Below are 16,687 nucleotides of genomic sequence, written 5' to 3'. Positions count from 1 at the left end.
GACGATTGACCGCAAGGGTTGCGCGGATGCGGGAGCCACGCGGAAGTGGCCGCCCTGCCCGACGCCGGGGAGGGCGGCCGAGGTCCGTCCTAGAACGCGTTCTCGCCGGTGATGGCCCGGCCCAGGATCAGGGCGTGGACGTCGTGAGCGCCTTCATAGGTGTTCACGGTCTCCAGGTTCGCGGCGTGGCGCATCACGTGATAGTCGCCGGAAATGCCGTTGCCGCCGTGGATGTCGCGGGCCTCGCGGGCGATGGCCAGCGCCTTGCCGCAGTTGTTGCGCTTCATCAGGCTGATGGCCTCGGGCACCCAGGCGCCCTGGTCGATCAGCCGGCCCAGCGCCAGGGCGCCTTCGAAGCCGAGCGCGATCTCGGTCTGCATGTCGGCCAGCTTCTTCTGGATCAGCTGACGGGCGGCGAGCGGCTTGCCGAACACCTTGCGGGTCTGGGTGTATTCGCGGCTGGCGTGCAGGCAGAAGTCCGCCGCGCCCATGGCGCCCCAGGCGATGCCGTAGCGGGCCTTGTTCAGGCAGGAGAACGGTCCGCGCAGGCCCGACACGCCCGGCATCATCTGGTCTTCCGGCACGAACACGTCGGCCAGAGCGATCTCGCCGGTGATGGAGGCGCGCAGGGAAAGCTTGTTCTGGATCTTCGGCGTCTCGAAGCCTTCCGAGCCGCGATCCACCAGGAAGCCGCGGATCACCCCGTCGAGCTTGGCCCAGACCAGGGCCACGTCGGCGATCGGGGCGTTGGTGATCCACATCTTCGCGCCGTTCAGCACATAGCCGCCGGGCGCCTTGCGGGCCACGGTGCGCATGGAGGCGGGGTCGGAGCCGCCGTCCGCCTCGGTCAGGCCGAAGCAGCCGATGATCTCGCCGGCCGCCATGCCGGGCAGGTACTTGCGCTTCTGGGCCTCGGAGCCGAAGGCGAAGATCGGGTACATGACCAGCGACGACTGCACGCTCATCGCCGAGCGGTAGCCGGAATCGATCGCCTCGATCTCGCGGGCGATCAGGCCATAGGCCACGTGATTGACCCCGGCGCAGCCGTACTCTTCCGGAAGCGTCGGGCCGAGGAAGCCCAGGGCGCCCATCTCGGTCATGATCTCGCGATCGAACCGCTCCTCGGCATAGGCCGAGACCACGCGGGGCAGGAGCTTCTCGCGGGCGTAGGCGCGGGCCGAATCCCAGACCATGCGCTCGTCTTCGGAAAGCCGCGCGGCCAGGTCGAGGGGGTCTTCCCAATCGAAGGTCTTGGCGGGGGCGGCGGTGTCGAGGGCCATGGCCGGTCTCCTTAGGTCAGCGCCGCCTTATGGGCCGAAAATGCGCGGCCGTGTAGGCGCCATGCGTTGCGCCGTTTGATCCTGATCAAATTTGCGAATGACTCGCATTGCTAAGTTTCTCGCCTGCAATTAAGAACGCTTCGCAATAGCAGTTTGTGCGGCTTTCAGTGAGGGTTCGGGGATGCGTCGGGTGAAGAGCGGAGTGGTCGGTTATGCGCGCAAGCGGCCGGCGCGGTTGGGCATGCTGGCGCTCGCGGGTGTGGTCAGCCTGGCCGGCGCGGCCCAGGCCGCCGAGGCCGACGCCGACGCCAACGAGATCGCCGGCGTCCAGGTCAACGGCCAGCGCAAGCCGCTCGACACCGACACCGGCCTCTCGGTCCTGCCGACCACGGTCCAGGACACGCCCCAGGCGATCAATGTGATCTCCCAGGCCCAGCTGAAGGCCCAGGGGGTCAACACCCTGGAACAGGCCCTGCGCAACGTGCCGGGCATCACCATCGCCATCGGCGAGGGCGGCACCCTCAACGGCGACCAGTTCAAGATCCGCGGCTTCGACGCCAAGGACGACGTCTATATCGACGGCCTGCGCGACTTCGGCGTCTACACCCGCGACAGCTTCAACTATCAGGAGGTCCAGGTCCTGAAAGGGCCGTCGGGCGCCATGTTCGGGCGCGGCACGACGGGCGGGGCCATCAACACCGTCTCCAAGACGCCCAAGCTCGACGATGTGACGATCCTCGACGCCTATGTCGGCAACGGCGACTACTACCGGGCGCTGGCCGACATCAATCATCAGCTGGGCGAGCATTCGGCCGTGCGGCTGAACCTGATGGGCTCCTCGACCGGCGTGGTCGATCGCGACCTGGTCAAGTCCGACCGCTGGGGGGCGGCGATCTCGGTGGGGCTCGGGCTCGGGACCGACACCAGCGCCGTGCTCAGCTATCTGCACCAGCACGACAACCGCCGCCCCGACTACGGGATCATCATTGTCCAGAAGCCTGGCGACATCGTCGCCCTGCCGGCCACCGAATATGGCGTGGGCGTCGAGCGCTCCAGCTATCTGGGCTTCAAGAACGACGTCGACCGCACCGACGCCGACGTCGTGACCCTGAGGCTCAGCCACAAGCCCGAATCCTGGCTGACGCTCACCTCCGACAGCCGGGTCGGCGCCTATAAGCGCTACTTCCAATATACGACGACCGATCAGTGCAACACGGCCTGCACCACCGCCCTGTTCGACAACAATCCGGCCACCGAGGCCTATGGCGGCATTGGCGGTTCGGGCCCCTATGACCAGGACAGCTGGGGCGCCCAGAACATCTCGACAGCGCGCATGGACTTCACCGTCGGCGGCCTGAAGAACCAGGCGATCGTCGGCCTCGACGTCTCCTACCAGCACAATGACAAACAGTTCTATGCCTACACCCTGCCCAGCGGGATCACGGCGCGGACCGCCATTCCGCACGCCTTGGTCAATCCCGATCCGAACTTCCCGGCGGGCTACACGGTGTTCCGGCCCAGGCCTGGCGTGAACATCACCTGCCCGACCAGCGGCGCCTGCACCACCACCCTGAACGGGGCGACGGTGGCGACCAATGTCACCGCGGCGACCACCCTGTCGACGAAGGGCGAATCGACGGACCTCGCCGTGTTCCTGACCGACCGGCTTTGGCTGACCGAGGAGCTGTCGGTGATCGGATCGCTGCGGCTCGACCGCTACAACGCCGAACTGGACACCCTGCTGATGAGCGGCGCCGAGAGCCCGGTCGGGGGGCTGAAGGTCAAGTCGACCCTGAAGAGCCCGCGGGCCAGCGTGGTCTATGAGCCCTCCCAGACCCAGACCTACTACCTCTCCTGGGGCCGGTCCGAGACCCCGCAGGGAACCTCGGTGGTCGGCGCCGGCACGGCCGTGGCCCTCACCGCCAAGGACCTGGAGCCCGAGGTCAGCCAGATCTGGGAGGCCGGCGCCAAGCTCGCCCTGCCCAGCGGCCGCGCGTCCTTCACCGCCTCGCTGTTCGATGTAAAGAAGGACAACGCCCTGCAGACCGATCCCGGCACCGGCTTCCTGGTCGCCCAGTCGGGCGAGCGCCAGGAGGTCAAGGGGCTCGAGCTCGGCCTGACCGGCAAGCTGACCGACGCCTGGACGGTCAGCGCGGGCTACGCCTATCTCGACGCCAAGATCAAGGAATCCTACTCCAACTGCACCGTGCCCACCTCGACCTCCGGCACGCCGACCGCGGTGATCTGTCCGGTGGGGGTGACGGCCGCGATCCCCGTGCTCAACACCGTCGCCGTGGGCCAGCAGGTGGCCTATGTGCCCAAGACCTCGGCCTCGCTGTTCACCACCTATGACCTGGGCCGATGGGTCCCGGGGCTGAGTGTCGGCGGCGACGCGACCTATCAGAGCAAGCTCAACGTGGCCTACACCGCCCGCAGCGTCTCCTACGCCGACCGCTCGACCCTGACCGCCGCGCGCCTGGCCCAGGTTCCCGAGAGCATCACCCTCAACGCCTTCGCCGCCTGGACCTTCGCCGACGGCCAGCGGCTGGGCCTCAACATCTACAACCTCACCGACCGGCTGAACTACACCCAGGTGTTCTCCAACCGGGCCATTCCCGCCGCCGGCCGGACCTTCATCCTCTCCTACGGCAAGACCTTCTGAGCCGCGCGCCTCCCCTCTTGCGCGGCTCGGCGTCGGCGCGGACCCCTGTCCCGGTCCGCGCCGATCACCTCTTCAGGACCCGACAATGCTGATTCAGATCGAGGGCGTGCTGACGCCCGACCAGGTGGCCCGGTTCCGCCAGACCCTGGCGGCGACGCCCTGGGTCGACGGCAAGGTCACGGCCGGCGAGCAGTCCGCCCAGGCCAAGCGCAATCTGCAGGTTCCGGAGGACTCCCCCACCGCCCGCGAACTGGGCGAGATCATCCTGGGCGCGCTCGGCCGCCACGAGACCTTCGTCTCCGCCGCCCTTCCGCTGCGGGTCTTCCCGCCGCTGTTCAACCGCTACGACGCGGGCATGGGCTTCGACACCCATGTGGACAATTCGATCCGCTTCGCCGGCCCGATCCGCTACCGCACCGATGTCTCGGCCACCCTCTTCCTGTCCGAGCCCGACGAATATGAAGGCGGCGAGCTGATCATCGAGGACACCTACGGCGAACACGCCGTGAAGCTGCCGGCCGGTGACCTGGTGCTCTATCCCTCGTCCAGCCTGCACAGGGTGGCGCCGGTCACGGCGGGCTCCCGCTGGGCCTCATTCTTCTGGATGCAGTCGATGATCCGCGAGGACGCGCGCCGGGCCCTGCTGCACGACATGGACAACGCCATCCGCGCGCTCTCGACCCAGGTGGGCCAGACCGATCCGTCGGTGGTCGCCCTGGCCGGGACCTATCACAACCTGATCCGCATGTGGGCCGAGGTCTGATTTGCCTGCGACGATCCGGCCCCTCGCCCGTCGCGCGATTCGCTGATTCCTTGAGCTCAAGGATCGCAACCTTTCGCGCGGTCCGGTCGTTCCCCTGTCCATGACATCCAGGAACACCGTCATGACGTTGCAGGCCTCGCCCGCCTCCCCGTACGGCCTGCTCAAGCCCTTCATCTGGCTCGCGCTGCTGTCGTTCCTGCTGGGCTTCTCCGGCTTCCTCTTCGCGGGCGCGAGCAGCGTGGCCCAGGCGCACGGCCGGGCGCAGTCGATCTCCGCAGAGCTCTATCCGATGCCGGCGGACGAGGCTGCGGCCCAGCCGATCTAGCCCGCCGCCCCCCGGGCGATGAACCAGCCGTTCCGGAAGCCATCGGCGACCTTGCCATAGACGAACGCGCCGCCGCCGTGGGCCTCCATCCGCCCGCCTGCAGCCTCCAGCACCGCCTGGCCGGCGGCGATGTCCCATTCCATGGTCGGGCCGTGCCGCGGATAGATATCCGCCGCACCCTCGGCCAGCCGGCAGAACTTGATGGAGGAATCCATCGCCTGCGGATGATCGAAGCCGTACTCGGCGGCGTACTTCTCGATGATGTCGGGCTTCATGGTGTGGCTGACCAGGGCGACCGCATGGCCCTGCGGCCAGGCCCTGGCCCGCACCTCGGTCTCCGGCCCGCCCCACACCCGCTTGAAGGTGCGCCCGGCCCGGGTGAACCAGGTCTCGCCCGTCACGGGCGCCATCACGGCGCCGGCGATCGGCCGCTTGCCGGAGATCAGGCCGATATTGACGGTGAAGTTCGGATCGCCCCGCACGAAGGCCTTGGTGCCGTCGATCGGATCGACCAGGAAGAAGGGGTCGCCGATCGCTTCCGGCGCGCCATATTCGCTGGCGTGTTCCTCCGACACCACGTGGACGTCCGGAAACGCCTCGGCCAGGCGGCGCAGAATCAGAAGCTCCGCCTCACGGTCGGCCGCGGTCACCGGGCTCTCGTCGGACTTGGTGTGAACCTTCAGCCCCGATTTCCACAGGGGCAGGATCAGCCGGCCGGCTTCCTCGCAGATGTCGGCCAGGCGGGCGCCGGCGTCGTCAGGCACGGTCGTCGCGCTCATCGGCGGGCTCCTGGCGCGCGGGGGTCGTCGCCGACGAAATCCAGGCGGACCACGGCGGAATCGATCACCTGCTTGCCGGCCTCGTCGAAATTGACCGTGACCTTGCGGCCCGCCACCGACTGCACATGGCCCAGGCCCCAGTCGGGCTGGGCGGGATGGCGGACAAGGACGCCGGGTTCGAGGAAGGGATCTGGACCGCTCATCGGGCCAGGGTCTAGCCTCAGCGCCCGGTTTGCCAAAGCGCCAAATCAGGCCAAGGTCCAGGGCCCATGACCGAAGCCGCCACGATCGCCGAACCCCTTGCGACGCCCCGCACCGCCGAGGTGGCGGCCTATCTGGCCGCGCGCATGTGTCACGACTTCATCAGCCCGGCCAGCGCCATCGTCTCCGGCCTGGACCTGCTGGAGGACCCCAGCGCCCAGGACATGCGCGAGGAGGCCATGGGCCTGATCTCGTCCAGCGCCCGCAAGCTGGCCGACGCGCTCTCCTTCACCCGCGTGGCCTTCGGCGCCTCGGCCATGGCCGAGACCTTCGACTGCCGCGAACTCGCCAAGCTGACCACGGCGATCTTCCAGCACATGCGCGCCCAGCTCGACTGGCAGGTGACGCCTCTGGGGGTCAACAAGCCGGCCGCCCGCACCCTGCTCAATCTCGCCCAGCTGGCCGGCGCGGCCCTGCCGACCGGCGGCACGGCCCGGGTCCAGGCGGTGGAGGAAGACGGCAATCTGGTCATCGCCGTCGAGGCGACCGGCCCGCGCGCCCGGCTGCGGCCCGAGGTCGCCGCCGGCCTGCGCGGCGAGCCCATGGGCGAAGGCCTGCACGGCCATTGGGTCCAGGCCTATTACGTCAGCCTGTTCATAAATGACGCCGGCGGCCGGGTGTTCGCCGAGGCCTCCGAGGAGAAGGTGGTGTTCGCCGCCACCCTGCCGGCCTGATCCCCATTTTGGGTTCGAGACGCGTTTGAATTCAATAGTCTAGCTTGGTCTGACGGGGCGCCGGCGCCCAGGGCGCGGTCATGCGCCCCAAATCGGGTGGTCCCGCGTTAAGATTTGTCGCGTTCACACGCCTCCTTAACCAAAGCCGCGCGAAATGAAGGCGATTGGAAGAGGTGTGGCTTTTGAAGACCTGTCTGGTGGTCGACGACAGCAAGGTCATCCGCAAGGTGGCTCGCCGCATCCTGGAGGACCTTGGCTTCGAGATCGCCGAGGCGTCCGACGGGATGGAGGCGCTCGCCTGGTGTCGCGCCGCCATGCCTGACGCCGTGCTGCTCGACTGGAACATGCCGGTGATGAACGGGATCGAGTTCCTGCGCCACCTGCGTCGCGAGCCCGGCGGCGACAAGCCGACCGTGGTGTTCTGCACCGTCGAGAACGATCTGGACCACATCCGCGAGGCCCTGGCGGCCGGCGCCAACGAGTACATCATGAAGCCCTTCGACGGCGACATCATCGCCTCCAAGCTGGTCGAGGTCGGACTGGCATGACGCCTGAAGATCGCGAACTGGCGGCGCAGATCTGCGCGTCGCGGGCCGGGCTGCTGATCGACCCGGAAAAGGCCTATTTCATCGAGAGCCGGCTCGCGCCCGTCGCCCGCCGCGAGGGCTTCGGCTCGGTCGACGACATGCTGGGCGATCTGCGGCTGAAGCGCGACGACCGTCTGGCCTGGTCGATCGTCGAGGCCCTGGCCGCCGGCGAGACCGCCTTCTATCGCGACCGCCGCCCCTTCGCCCTGTTCGAGACGGAAATCCTGCCGACTCTGGCCCGCCTGCGCGGCAATGAGCCGATCCGCATCTGGAGCGCCGCCTGCGGCTCGGGCCAAGAGATCTATTCGCTCGCCATGACCGTCGAGGACATGCGCGGCCAGATTCCCGGCGCCAAGGTCGAGCTGTTCGCCTCCGATCTCTCCGAGCGCGCCCTGGAGAAGGCCCAGAGCGGCCTCTACACCCAGTTCGAGATCCAGCGCGGCCTGCCGATCCGCCACCTGGTCAATCATTTCGAGAAGGCGGACGAGATGTGGGTGCTGTCGCCCCGCATCCGCCAGATGGTCCGCTGGCGGCGCATCAACCTGATCGCCGACCTGTCCACCGCCGGCCGCTTCGACGTGATCTTCTGCCGCTATGTGCTGGGCGGCCTCACGCCCCAGATGAAGCCCCGCCTGCTGGAGAACCTCGCCCGCGCGCTCAGCCCCGACGGCTTCCTGGTGCTGGGCGAGGGCGAAGGGGTCACCGGCGTGTCCGACGCGTTCCAGGCGGTGACCGGCCGGCCAGGCGTCTACGCCCGCAATCCCGCCTATCGCGCCGCCGCCTGAAAGGCGAGGGGGCCTGACGGGTCGGGCCCGCCGGGCTAAGGTCGCCGCGACATCGGGAGACCCAGATGCGCCGCAGTCTTGTTTCCACTCTGATCCTGGTCGCGGCCCTGTCGCTGGCCGCCTGCAACCGCCAGGACAAGGCGCCCAAGGCGTCGGCGGCCAAGCCGGCGGCGATCGCGCCCGCGGCCCCTCAGCCCCCCGCGGCGCCCGCCGCCCAGGGCTTCCGCCACGCGGCCGGCCTGGACCTGTTCGGCTACTATTTTCCGAAGTCCGACGTGATGTTCGGCAATTTCAAGCTCCGGCAGGTCAATCTCGGCTCGGCCGAGGAGTTCGAGGCCTATGAGAAGGGCCAGAGGATCTCGCCCAACTACGCCCCGGTGATGCTCGAATTCGACGACGTCACCAGCCCGCAGAAGGAAAACGAACTCGGCCAGACCTATCACGAGGTCAGCCGTCGCGTGCTGCCCGACGCCTATGAGGTGACGGCCGGGACGATCCGCTTCCACGGGCATGACGAGGTCCTGGGCGAAGTCGCCTTCGAGGGCCGGATCGATGCGGCCGCCCTGGCCCGGGTGCGCGCCGGCGGGGCGGAGGAGCCGGTCCTGACCGGCGTGGTCACCGCCATGCGCCAGAGGCTGAACCGGGCCTTCGTCTGGTTCGGCGGGGACTGACCCCAAAAGAAGAAACCCCGCCGGTGAGGGCGGGGCTTCGAACGCTCTGAGACCTGCGAAAGGTCTAGTGCTTGGCGTCTTCGGCGGTGCCGGTGACGGCCTTGCCGGCGGCCTGGACGTCCTTGCCGGCGCCCGAGACGGTGTTGCAGGCGGTGACGGCGAGGCTCGAGGCCACGAGGGCCAGCAGGATGATTTTGCGCATGGACTTAGGTCTCCGCGACGGTGTGGAAGGGAACGCCCTCAACAACGGTCAAGCCGCAGCTTGGTTCCCGCTCGCCGCGGTCTGATGTGTCGGCGGCACATAGGCCGGGGTGGGGAATTCCAGGCGGGCGCTGATCCCGCCATGGGCGTTGCGGACCAGCTCTGCGGTGCCCCGCAGCTGGCGGGCGAAGGCGTTCATCAGGGTGCGCCCGACCCCTGACCCGGCCAGGGCCGAATCCGGCGGGGAGCCGTCGTCGCTGATGATCAGAACGGCCTCGCCGTTCTCCACCTTGAACTCGACCAGCAGTCGCCCGCCCCGGCCGGCGAAGGCGTGCTTCTGGGCGTTGGTGATGGCCTCCACCGTGAACAGGGCCAGCGGCGCGAGCCGGTCGGGATCGATGACCAGGGCGTCGACCTTCAGCTCGGTCTCCACCGTCGCCCCGTGCAGGGAATCGGCGGCGATCAGCTGGGCGGTCAGCTCCTCCAGGAACGGGCGCAGATCCACCTGCTTGAGGTCGGGGCCCTGATAGAGGGCGCGGTAGATGAGGGCGAGCGCCGTGATCCTCTGGCGGGTGTCGGACATGGCGGCGCGGGCGGCCGGGTCGGACAGGGCCCGCTGCTGCATGTTGAGCAGGCTGGTGATGACCTGCAGGTTGTTCTTCACCCGGTGATGGATCTCGCGCATCAGCGCATCCTTCTGGGCCAGGTTCTCGCGCAGGGCGCCGTCGCGGGCCAGGATGGCGTCGGCCATGTCCTCGAGGGTCTCGGCGAGGTCGCGGATCTCCGGCGGCGCCTGTTCGGCCTGGATGGCGCGGACGCTGAACCGGCCCCGCGCGTAGAGGGCGGCGATGCGCTGCAGATAGTTGATCCAGCGGATCACCACCCGGTCGGCGGCCACCAGCACGGCGGTGAGCGACAGGGCGAAGGTGAGCAGCGGGAAGGCCAGGCCGCTCAGGGGATTGATCCAGGCCCAGGCGAACAGGTCCTGCGACTTGGCCGAGAGGATCACATAGAGGTCGTCGCCCACCAGCGGCGCGGCGGAGAACACCCGGCTGCGGTCGTGGGCGTCGCGGCCGGTCCAGACGGTCGAGCCCTGGGCGGCGATACGGCTGCGCCATCCCTTCGGCAGGGCCGGAAAGGCCTGGGCGTCGGTGGCGTTGACATAGTGGCCGGTGGAATCGGCCAGCGCCACCTCGGCGTCCACGGGCAGCGAGGCGTCGGACAGCTTGGGGGCCAGGCTGGCCAGGGAGATCACCGCCACCAGGCCGCCGTCGAACTGATGGTCCGGACCCGTGGCCCGCACGGCGGCCAGCAGGGCGGGCTGCCGGGCGTAGGCCGCGCCGGCGTCGCGGGTCACCACCATGTTCTCGCCGGCGGCCATGCGCTGGAACCACGGGCGCTGGGCGCGTTGCGGGTCAAAGGGGGTGTCGGCGGCGGCGCAGGCCACCCGCCCGTTGCGGTCGAACCGGATCAGGTTGGCGTAGCCGGGAATGCGCTGGGTGACTTCGGCCAGCCGCTGGGCGCACTGGAAGCCGATGGAGCCCGGGGCGAGGGTCTCCAGCAGGATATCGGCCGCTTCCATCCGGGCCCGGGCGGTGGCGGCGCTGCGCTCGGCGGCGGCGGCCAGGCCGGCGCGCCGGGTCTCGCCCTCCCGCTGGAAGGCCAGGGTCGACTGCACCGCGCCCAGGATCAGTACAGGCAGCAGCGCCGCCGCGAGGGCGGCGGTCAATCGGACACGGATGGTGGAGAGCGAACCCCAGGGCGCCTGGATCACGGCCATCGCCTATCGGACGACGCTAAGCCGCTCCGCGTCAGCCAGTATGGCTCGCATGGCGTCACCGGCCGGGGCGCCGTCGCGATCATAGGCGCCGTCCTCCAGTATGGCGTGCAAGGCGCGGCGCGCCCGGCTCACCCGGCTCTTCACCGTGCCCACCGCCACGCCGCAGATTTCCGCCGCTTCTTCATAGGCGAAGCCGCCGGCCCCGACCAGGACCAGGGCTTCCCGCTGTTCGGCGGGCAGCATGGCCAGGCCCTGGCGCAGTTCGTCCAGCGCGAGGGGGGAGGCGGGATCGTCGATCGCGACCAGGGTGCGCTCGGCCGATTCCTGGTCGAGCTGGATCTGCCGCCACGACCGGCGCTTCTCGGAATAGAACTGGTTGCGCAGGATCATGAAGGTCCAGGCCTTCATATTGGTGCCCATCTGATAGCTCTCGCGGGCGTCCCAGGCCTTCATCATGGCGTCCTGGGCGAGGTCGTCGGCGGCGGTCGGGTCCCCGGTGAGGGTGCGTGCGAAGGCGCGCAGATGCGGGATCAGGGCGACCAGCTCGCGCTTGAACCCCTCGTCGGCGTCAGGGGCGCGGTACGGCTCCGCGGAGGCCATCAGCCCTTCTCCGGCGGCGATTGGTCGGCCTTGCGCAGAATATCCAGGAACTCGTCGGGGACCGGCTCATTGACCACGTCGTCGAACATCTGGCGGAGGCGCACGCCGATGGCGTGCTGGCGCAGGCGCGCCTCGTCCAGCGCGGCGGAGCCGCGTCTGGCCTGGTCGGTGGGTTGTTGATCGATCATATGTTCAACATTCCGCGGTCGCGGAACTCGCCCCCTCGGTTGATCCTCGTCGCCCATCAACGCCCAGCTCCACCGCGGGTTCCCGCCGTTCGAACTCTAGTGTGCAGAAAACGCAGGTCCGTGGGAACCGGTTCCCTGGGCAGGCGTTTCGAGCTCTATGGTGAAGTCTGCGCCGGACGCGTCCGGCCGGCGCGCCTGTGTCTGATGGGAGGGGTTTCCTTTGAGTCTTCTTGCACGCCTGGCGCCGCATCTGCCTTACGTCCGCCGCTACGCCCGGGCCCTGACCGGCGACCAGACGACGGGCGACCAATATGTCCGCGTCTCGCTGGAGGCGTTGGCCGCCGGCGAGCGGATTCTGGAGCCCAATCTGACGCCCCGCGTGGCGCTCTATCAGGTCTTCCACGCCATCTGGTGCTCCACGGGCGCGCGCCTGGAGGACAGCACGGACGACGGGACCGGGGCCCAGGACGCCGGGCGCCGCCTGATGCGCATCGCGCCGCGGTCGCGCCAGGCCTTCCTGCTCACCGCCCTTGAGGGCTTCACGCCCTCGGAAGCCGCGCACATCCTGGGCGTCGAGTTCGGCGAGGTCGAACACCTCATCGCCGCCGCCCAGACCGAGATCGACGCCGAGCTAGCCACCGATGTGCTGATCATCGAGGACGAACCGGTGATCGCCGCCGACATCGAGGCCCTGGTGACCGAGCTCGGCCACACCGTGGTCGACATCGCCGCCACCCGCACCGAGGCGCTGGACGCCGTGGCCCGCAAGACGCCCGGCCTGGTCCTGGCCGACATCCAGCTGGCCGACGGCTCGTCCGGCATCGATGCGGTCAAGGACATCCTGGCCCGCAACGACGTGCCGGTGATCTTCATCACCGCCTTCCCGGAACGCCTGCTGACCGGCGAGCGGCCCGAGCCGACCTTCCTGATCACCAAGCCGTTCCAGCCGGAAACCGTGAAGGCGGCGATCGGACAGGCCCTGTTCTTCCATCCGCGCAACGCCCGTCAGGCGGCCTGACCGCCGGGCGGAACCGCCGACCCGCATCGACGTTTCCCGAATTGCGGAGCCGCGGGGCTCCTGGTTCATGGAGACGTCGATGCTTGGTTGGGCCCTGACCTTCGCCATTCTGGCCGTGATCGCCGGTGTTCTGGGATTCGTCGGCCTGGCGGGAATCGCCGCCTCGGTGGCCAAGATCCTGTTCGTGCTGTTCCTGGTTCTGCTGGTGGCGAGTTTCGTCATCCGCGCGGTCCGGGGGCAATCGGTGGTCTAGCGCCGCCGCGCCGCGTCCAGACAGCAGAACGGCCGCCCTCGGGCGGCCGTTTGACTATGGGGGATCGCCCTGGGCGGTCGGGCTAGTTCGGGGCGGGCGCGGTCTGCTGGACGGCCGCGTTCCCGGTGTCGAAATGGCGGGCGCTCTGGGCCTGGCTCTGGGCGGAGGGTTCGCTGGCCGCGAGCTTGGGCGCGCTCGCGCTCCACGCCCCGAACAGGGCCAGGGCCGCAAGCGCGGTCGAGAACAGCAGCACCCACAGGACGGGGCGTCCCAGGCGGGCCTGGCGCGCCCGGGTCGCATTGAGGACCAGGCGGGAGGGGTACTTCAGGGAAATGGGCATGGCGTCAGGCTCCGTGGCGAGGTGGGCCCGATCGGAGCGGCGGCTCTCAGACCGGGAAGTAGTTGTAGGGGCCGGGCGCCAGTCGGGCGCTGTCGGCGGGATGGGACAGGCGGCCGATCAGGCCCCCGGCGGCGGCGATGCCGACGATCATGGCGATGGCCGCCAGGCGACGACGGCGCGGATTGCGCGCGCCCATGGAGCCGGCGCGGAACGTCGAAATCTCAATATCCGGATTCACGGCAGACACCCCTCTTGTCGCGAGCCGTCCGCCCGCAGTCTGATAACGTGCCGAGCCGCCAGACTGTTCCGCCCCGTCCTCGCCACAGTCGCAGATTAGGACTTGGCCTTCTTCGCCTGGAGCGCCCTATTGGGGCCCATGACCATGCTGCGCCTTGTCCTCGCCGCCGCCCTTCTGACGGCGCCCCTCTCGATCCTGCCCGCCGTGGCTCACGCCCAGGCCCAGGCGGCCGAGGCCTATCAGGGCCGCACGGTGCGCGACGCCAAGGGCGTCGTCCTGGGGGTGATCGAGAAAGTGGTGCTGGACGCCCGCGGCCGTCCGGCCCAGGCCCTGGTGCGGGTGCAGGGTCATCCTTCGGCCGGCCTGCGCAGCCTGGCGGTCGCAGGCCTGGTCGCGGACGCCGGCGGATTCACGACCCCGCTGACCAAGGCCGAGTTCGACGCCATGCCGGCGGTGCAGCTGGACGAGCCCGCCGCCTGAGCCGCTAAAAAAATTTCGCGCCGGGCGGGAACGCTTCGCCGGAAAGCTCGTTTTCAATATGCGGAGGCGGCGACGCCCCCCCCGACTTGTGACCGGCGGATACGCCGGTCTGCCGCCTCCGCACCCCCTATTCTCGACGACACGCCTGGGCGGACCACTGGTCCGCCCTTTCTTTTTACCGGCGCGGAGATCAGCGGGGAGCGGACAGCTTCAGCACGACATCGACGCGACGCCGCAGGGGGCGGATGTCCCCGGAGGCGGTGACCGCGCCGGCCTGGCCCGCGGCGGCCTCCTCGAACTGGGCGGTGGGCAGGCCCTGGGCGGTCAGGGTGCGGGTCACGGCCGCGGCGCGACGCTGGGACAGCTCCAGATTCGCCTGGGGCGCGCCCGCGGCGTCGGCCAGGCCCAGCACATTGACGCGATCGACCTTGCAGGTCTTGGCCTGGGCGGCGGCGGCGGAGATCACCGCCCGCCCCTCGTCCGTGACCTCGGCGGAGTCGGGCTCGAAATAGATCTGCACCGTCATGTCGCTGCAGGCGGGCGGGCGGCTCGCCAGGCGCGGCGCCAGGCTGGCGCACCCCGCGGCTTGAACCGCCAGAACAGTCGCGATGCTCAAAGTCCAAGCCCGGTTCATCTGTCGCCCCTCGGTCACAACCTTGAGCGTGCAACGCGTGGTCGCCGTCGAAGTTCCGGCGGAACCCCGGCCGAGCTGCGCCGTTGGAGGGGGACATTCACGCCCGGAGACCCTGACATGTTCTGGACCCGCAAACCTCATGCCGTCGCCCATGCCGAGGGCGTCGCGCCAGACCACGCCCGCGAGATCGCCGCCGCCTATGACCGGGGGCGCCGGGATGAACGCAAGGCCCGCAAGCGCCACCCGATCCTGATGGGCCTGACCTTCGGCGCGGCCGCCCTGGGCGCCGTCGTGCTGGTCCTGGCCGCCAAGGAAGGCTCCTTCGCCCGCAGCGGCGACGCCGTGGACCAGGGGCTGGCCGTCGCCGCCGACAAGGCCGAGCCGGCCGTCCGCAACGCCGCGGGCGACGCCGGGGCCGCCCTCAAGGATGTGGGCCACAGCCTGACGCCCGCCGCCGACAAGGCCCAGTGATCCGCGCATGACGGGCCGCCCCGTTCTCAAGCGTATCGAGCTGGTGGCCAACACCGCCTCCGGCGGCGTCGGCCCCGACGCCCCCGACGCCGCCCGAGAGATCCTCGCCGCCCACGGCGTCGACGCCCGGGTGCAGTCGCCCCAGGACGGCGACCTGATGGCGTGCCTGCGCCGCGCCGTTGACGCGCGCCCCGACCTGGTGGTCATCCTGGCCGGCGACGGCACGGCGCGGGCGGCCGCGGAGCTCTGCGGTCCCAAGGGCCCACTGCTCGCGCCCCTGCCGGGGGGAACCATGAACATGCTGCCCCGCGCCATCTATGGGACCCTGTCCTGGCAGGACGCCCTGCAGGCCATCCTCACCGATGGCGAGGTCCGCTCCCTCGGGGGCGGGGAGGTCGATGGCCGCCTGTTCCTGATCGCCGCGATCCTGGGGTCGCCGGCCCTCTGGGCGCCGGCCCGCGAGGCGGTCCGCCAGGGCCGCTTCGACCTGGCCTGGGCCCGGGCGCAGCGCGCCCTGCGGCGCGCCTTTTCGGGGCGCCTGCGCTACGCCCTGGACGACCGCAGCCGCGGCAAGGCCGAGGCGATCGCCTTCCTCTGCCCCGTCGGATCCAGCGCCCTGGCCGACGAGGACCAGATGCTCGAGGCCGCCGCGCTCGACCCCGCGGGCGCCGCCGAGGCCTTCCGCCTGGGCGTCAACGCCATGATGGGCGACTGGCGGCGCGATCCCGCCGCCCAGACCTCGCCCTGCCGCGCCGGCGCCGTCTGGGCCGCCCAGGGCCTGCCCGCCCTGCTGGACGGCGAGCCGGTGCGGCTTCCCGCCCGCGTCCGCATCACCTGGCGGCCGGACGTGGTGCGCGTCCTGGCGCCGCGGACCGTCTCATGATCCGCATCGCCCACCTGTCGGACATCCATTTCGGCGACGAGAACGTCCCGGCCCTGGCGGCGGCCACCGCCTGGCTGAACAGCCAGAGCCTCGACCTGATCATTGTCTCCGGCGACCTGACCCGGTTCGGCGAGCGCGGGGAATTCACCGCCGCGCGGGACTGGATCGAAAGTCTCAGGGGCCCCCGGCTGGTGGTGCCGGGCAATCACGACACGCCCTATTTCGCCTGGCTGGAGCGGCTGGTCTCGCCCTTCGGCCGCTATGAGCGGGCGATCGGCCCCGCCGAGGTCTCGACCTGGACCGGTCCGCGCCTGGCGGTCTACGGCCTGAACACCGCGCGCGGGGTCCAACCCCGGGCCAACTGGTCCAAGGGCCAGATCTCGCCGCGCCAGGTCGACGCCGCCCTGGCCTGGTTCGCCCAGGCGCCGGCCGACGCCGCCCGCCTGCTCGTCTGCCACCACCCCCTGACCGAGATGCTCGGCGGGCCGATGACCGGCAAGGTCTGGGGCGGGCACCACGCCGCCGAGCGCCTGGCCGCGGCGGGGATCGATCTGGTGCTGTCGGGGCACGTCCATGTGCCCTTCGTCCTGCCCTATGTGTTCAATGAGCGCTGCGCGGCGGTGGGGGCGGGCACCTTGTCGACCCGGGAGCGGGGCTGCCCGGCCGGGTTCAATGTGATCGAGATCACCGCGGACGAGGTGCGGATCGTCGCCCAGGGCTGGAGCGGGAGCGCCTTCACCCCCTGGCGAAGCTGGGGTCGGCCCCGGACGTAGAAACGCGCCCCCGAGGCGGGCTCGGAGGCGCGTTCCGCAAC

23 protein-coding genes are annotated in these 16,687 nt (G+C 69.9%); 13 read left to right on the top strand and 10 right to left on the bottom strand.

What is annotated here, in order from left to right; all coding sequences use genetic code 11:
• Positions 1-89: 89 nt before the first annotated feature.
• Complete coding sequence (locus MQH10_RS13360; protein ID WP_242564526.1) at positions 90-1,280, bottom strand: acyl-CoA dehydrogenase; 1,191 nt, start codon at positions 1,278-1,280, stop codon at positions 90-92.
• A 181-nt stretch (positions 1,281-1,461) separates the two neighbouring features.
• Between MQH10_RS13360 and MQH10_RS13355 the strand changes: the two genes are divergently transcribed.
• The 3 genes from MQH10_RS13355 (at position 1,462) to MQH10_RS13345 (ending at position 5,030) form a co-directional block, all read left to right on the top strand.
• Complete coding sequence (locus MQH10_RS13355) at positions 1,462-3,942, top strand: TonB-dependent receptor (RefSeq protein WP_242564525.1); 2,481 nt, start codon at positions 1,462-1,464, stop codon at positions 3,940-3,942.
• Positions 3,943-4,027: 85 nt separating this feature from the next.
• On the top strand, positions 4,028-4,705 hold the full coding sequence (locus MQH10_RS13350) for a Fe2+-dependent dioxygenase (protein ID WP_242564524.1): 678 nt from the start codon (positions 4,028-4,030) through the stop codon (positions 4,703-4,705).
• A 121-nt stretch (positions 4,706-4,826) separates the two neighbouring features.
• Positions 4,827-5,030, top strand: a complete 204-nt coding sequence (locus MQH10_RS13345) for a hypothetical protein (RefSeq protein ID WP_242564523.1) — start codon at positions 4,827-4,829, stop codon at positions 5,028-5,030.
• Here the strand turns inward: MQH10_RS13345 and cysQ are convergent.
• Positions 5,027-5,809, bottom strand: coding sequence for a 3'(2'),5'-bisphosphate nucleotidase CysQ (gene cysQ, locus MQH10_RS13340; RefSeq protein WP_242564522.1), 783 nt, complete (start codon positions 5,807-5,809; stop codon positions 5,027-5,029). The genes MQH10_RS13345 and cysQ overlap by 4 nt on opposite strands.
• Positions 5,806-6,012: a DUF3553 domain-containing protein gene (locus tag MQH10_RS13335; RefSeq protein WP_242564521.1), complete on the bottom strand. Its 207-nt coding sequence runs from the start codon at positions 6,010-6,012 to the stop codon at positions 5,806-5,808. Before MQH10_RS13335 ends, cysQ begins: the two co-directional genes overlap by 4 nt.
• Before the next feature lie 66 nt (positions 6,013-6,078).
• On the opposite strand from MQH10_RS13335, the gene chpT reads away from it, so the two are divergent.
• The 4 genes from chpT to MQH10_RS13315 all read left to right on the top strand — a co-directional run bounded on the left by chpT (position 6,079) and on the right by MQH10_RS13315 (position 8,787).
• The gene (gene chpT, locus MQH10_RS13330) at positions 6,079-6,744 is read left to right on the top strand and encodes a histidine phosphotransferase ChpT (RefSeq protein ID WP_272886910.1); all 666 of its coding nucleotides are present in this window, start codon (positions 6,079-6,081) and stop codon (positions 6,742-6,744) included.
• A 182-nt stretch (positions 6,745-6,926) separates the two neighbouring features.
• Positions 6,927-7,292: a response regulator gene (locus tag MQH10_RS13325; protein WP_242564520.1), complete on the top strand. Its 366-nt coding sequence runs from the start codon at positions 6,927-6,929 to the stop codon at positions 7,290-7,292.
• The gene (locus tag MQH10_RS13320; protein WP_242564519.1) at positions 7,289-8,116 is read left to right on the top strand and encodes a CheR family methyltransferase; all 828 of its coding nucleotides are present in this window, start codon (positions 7,289-7,291) and stop codon (positions 8,114-8,116) included. The genes MQH10_RS13325 and MQH10_RS13320 overlap by 4 nt, the downstream gene beginning before the upstream one ends.
• 65 nt (positions 8,117-8,181) lie before the next feature.
• A complete protein-coding gene (locus tag MQH10_RS13315; RefSeq protein WP_242564518.1) occupies positions 8,182-8,787 on the top strand; it encodes a hypothetical protein in 606 nt (201 codons plus the stop codon).
• A gap of 64 nt (positions 8,788-8,851) precedes the next feature.
• On the opposite strand, the gene MQH10_RS13310 is transcribed toward MQH10_RS13315, so the two are convergent.
• Genes MQH10_RS13310 through nepR form a run of 4 tightly spaced genes read right to left on the bottom strand, consistent with a single transcriptional unit; the run spans position 8,852 to position 11,556 of the window.
• Entirely contained in the window at positions 8,852-8,989 is a 138-nt protein-coding gene (locus tag MQH10_RS13310) for an entericidin A/B family lipoprotein (protein WP_242564517.1), read from the bottom strand.
• 48 nt (positions 8,990-9,037) lie between these two features.
• Positions 9,038-10,762: a sensor histidine kinase PhyK gene (phyK, locus tag MQH10_RS13305; RefSeq protein ID WP_419720775.1), complete on the bottom strand. Its 1,725-nt coding sequence runs from the start codon at positions 10,760-10,762 to the stop codon at positions 9,038-9,040.
• A gap of 9 nt (positions 10,763-10,771) precedes the next feature.
• Positions 10,772-11,368, bottom strand: coding sequence for a sigma-70 family RNA polymerase sigma factor (locus MQH10_RS13300; protein WP_242564515.1), 597 nt, complete (start codon positions 11,366-11,368; stop codon positions 10,772-10,774).
• Positions 11,368-11,556, bottom strand: coding sequence for an anti-sigma T factor NepR (gene nepR, locus MQH10_RS13295; protein ID WP_242564514.1), 189 nt, complete (start codon positions 11,554-11,556; stop codon positions 11,368-11,370). Before nepR ends, MQH10_RS13300 begins: the two co-directional genes overlap by 1 nt.
• 220 nt (positions 11,557-11,776) lie before the next feature.
• On the opposite strand from nepR, the gene phyR reads away from it, so the two are divergent.
• Together phyR and MQH10_RS13285 are read left to right on the top strand one after the other, a co-directional pair.
• On the top strand, positions 11,777-12,574 hold the full coding sequence (phyR, locus tag MQH10_RS13290; protein ID WP_242564513.1) for an anti-anti sigma factor/receiver protein PhyR: 798 nt from the start codon (positions 11,777-11,779) through the stop codon (positions 12,572-12,574).
• A 79-nt stretch (positions 12,575-12,653) separates the two neighbouring features.
• Positions 12,654-12,827, top strand: a complete 174-nt coding sequence (locus MQH10_RS13285; protein WP_242564512.1) for a DUF1328 domain-containing protein — start codon at positions 12,654-12,656, stop codon at positions 12,825-12,827.
• Positions 12,828-12,909: 82 nt separating this feature from the next.
• Here MQH10_RS13285 and MQH10_RS13280 read toward each other — a convergent pair whose 3' ends face one another.
• Both MQH10_RS13280 and MQH10_RS13275 read right to left on the bottom strand, forming a co-directional pair.
• On the bottom strand, positions 12,910-13,167 hold the full coding sequence (locus MQH10_RS13280) for a hypothetical protein (RefSeq protein ID WP_242564511.1): 258 nt from the start codon (positions 13,165-13,167) through the stop codon (positions 12,910-12,912).
• Between the two features lie 46 nt (positions 13,168-13,213).
• Entirely contained in the window at positions 13,214-13,405 is a 192-nt protein-coding gene (locus MQH10_RS13275) for a hypothetical protein (protein WP_242564510.1), read from the bottom strand.
• Positions 13,406-13,549: 144 nt separating this feature from the next.
• Between MQH10_RS13275 and MQH10_RS13270 the strand changes: the two genes are divergently transcribed.
• On the top strand, positions 13,550-13,885 hold the full coding sequence (locus MQH10_RS13270) for a hypothetical protein (RefSeq protein ID WP_242564509.1): 336 nt from the start codon (positions 13,550-13,552) through the stop codon (positions 13,883-13,885).
• 190 nt (positions 13,886-14,075) lie between these two features.
• Here MQH10_RS13270 and MQH10_RS13265 read toward each other — a convergent pair whose 3' ends face one another.
• Positions 14,076-14,519: an OmpA family protein gene (locus MQH10_RS13265; RefSeq protein WP_242564508.1), complete on the bottom strand. Its 444-nt coding sequence runs from the start codon at positions 14,517-14,519 to the stop codon at positions 14,076-14,078.
• Positions 14,520-14,636: 117 nt separating this feature from the next.
• Here MQH10_RS13265 and MQH10_RS13260 point away from each other — a divergent pair, with 117 nt between their 5' ends.
• Genes MQH10_RS13260 through MQH10_RS13250 form a run of 3 tightly spaced genes read left to right on the top strand, consistent with a single transcriptional unit; the run spans position 14,637 to position 16,646 of the window.
• A complete protein-coding gene (locus MQH10_RS13260) occupies positions 14,637-14,990 on the top strand; it encodes a hypothetical protein (protein WP_242564507.1) in 354 nt (117 codons plus the stop codon).
• 7 nt (positions 14,991-14,997) lie between these two features.
• On the top strand, positions 14,998-15,873 hold the full coding sequence (locus MQH10_RS13255; protein ID WP_242564506.1) for a diacylglycerol/lipid kinase family protein: 876 nt from the start codon (positions 14,998-15,000) through the stop codon (positions 15,871-15,873).
• Entirely contained in the window at positions 15,870-16,646 is a 777-nt protein-coding gene (locus MQH10_RS13250) for a metallophosphoesterase family protein (protein ID WP_242564505.1), read from the top strand. The genes MQH10_RS13255 and MQH10_RS13250 overlap by 4 nt, the downstream gene beginning before the upstream one ends.
• Positions 16,647-16,687: the final 41 nt, after the last annotated feature.

The sequence above is a fragment of the Phenylobacterium aquaticum genome (assembly GCF_022695515.1).
Lineage (GTDB): Bacteria > Pseudomonadota > Alphaproteobacteria > Caulobacterales > Caulobacteraceae > Phenylobacterium > Phenylobacterium aquaticum.
Note: the sequence above shows the minus strand (reverse complement) of the source record. Positions and strands in the feature narration are given on the sequence as shown.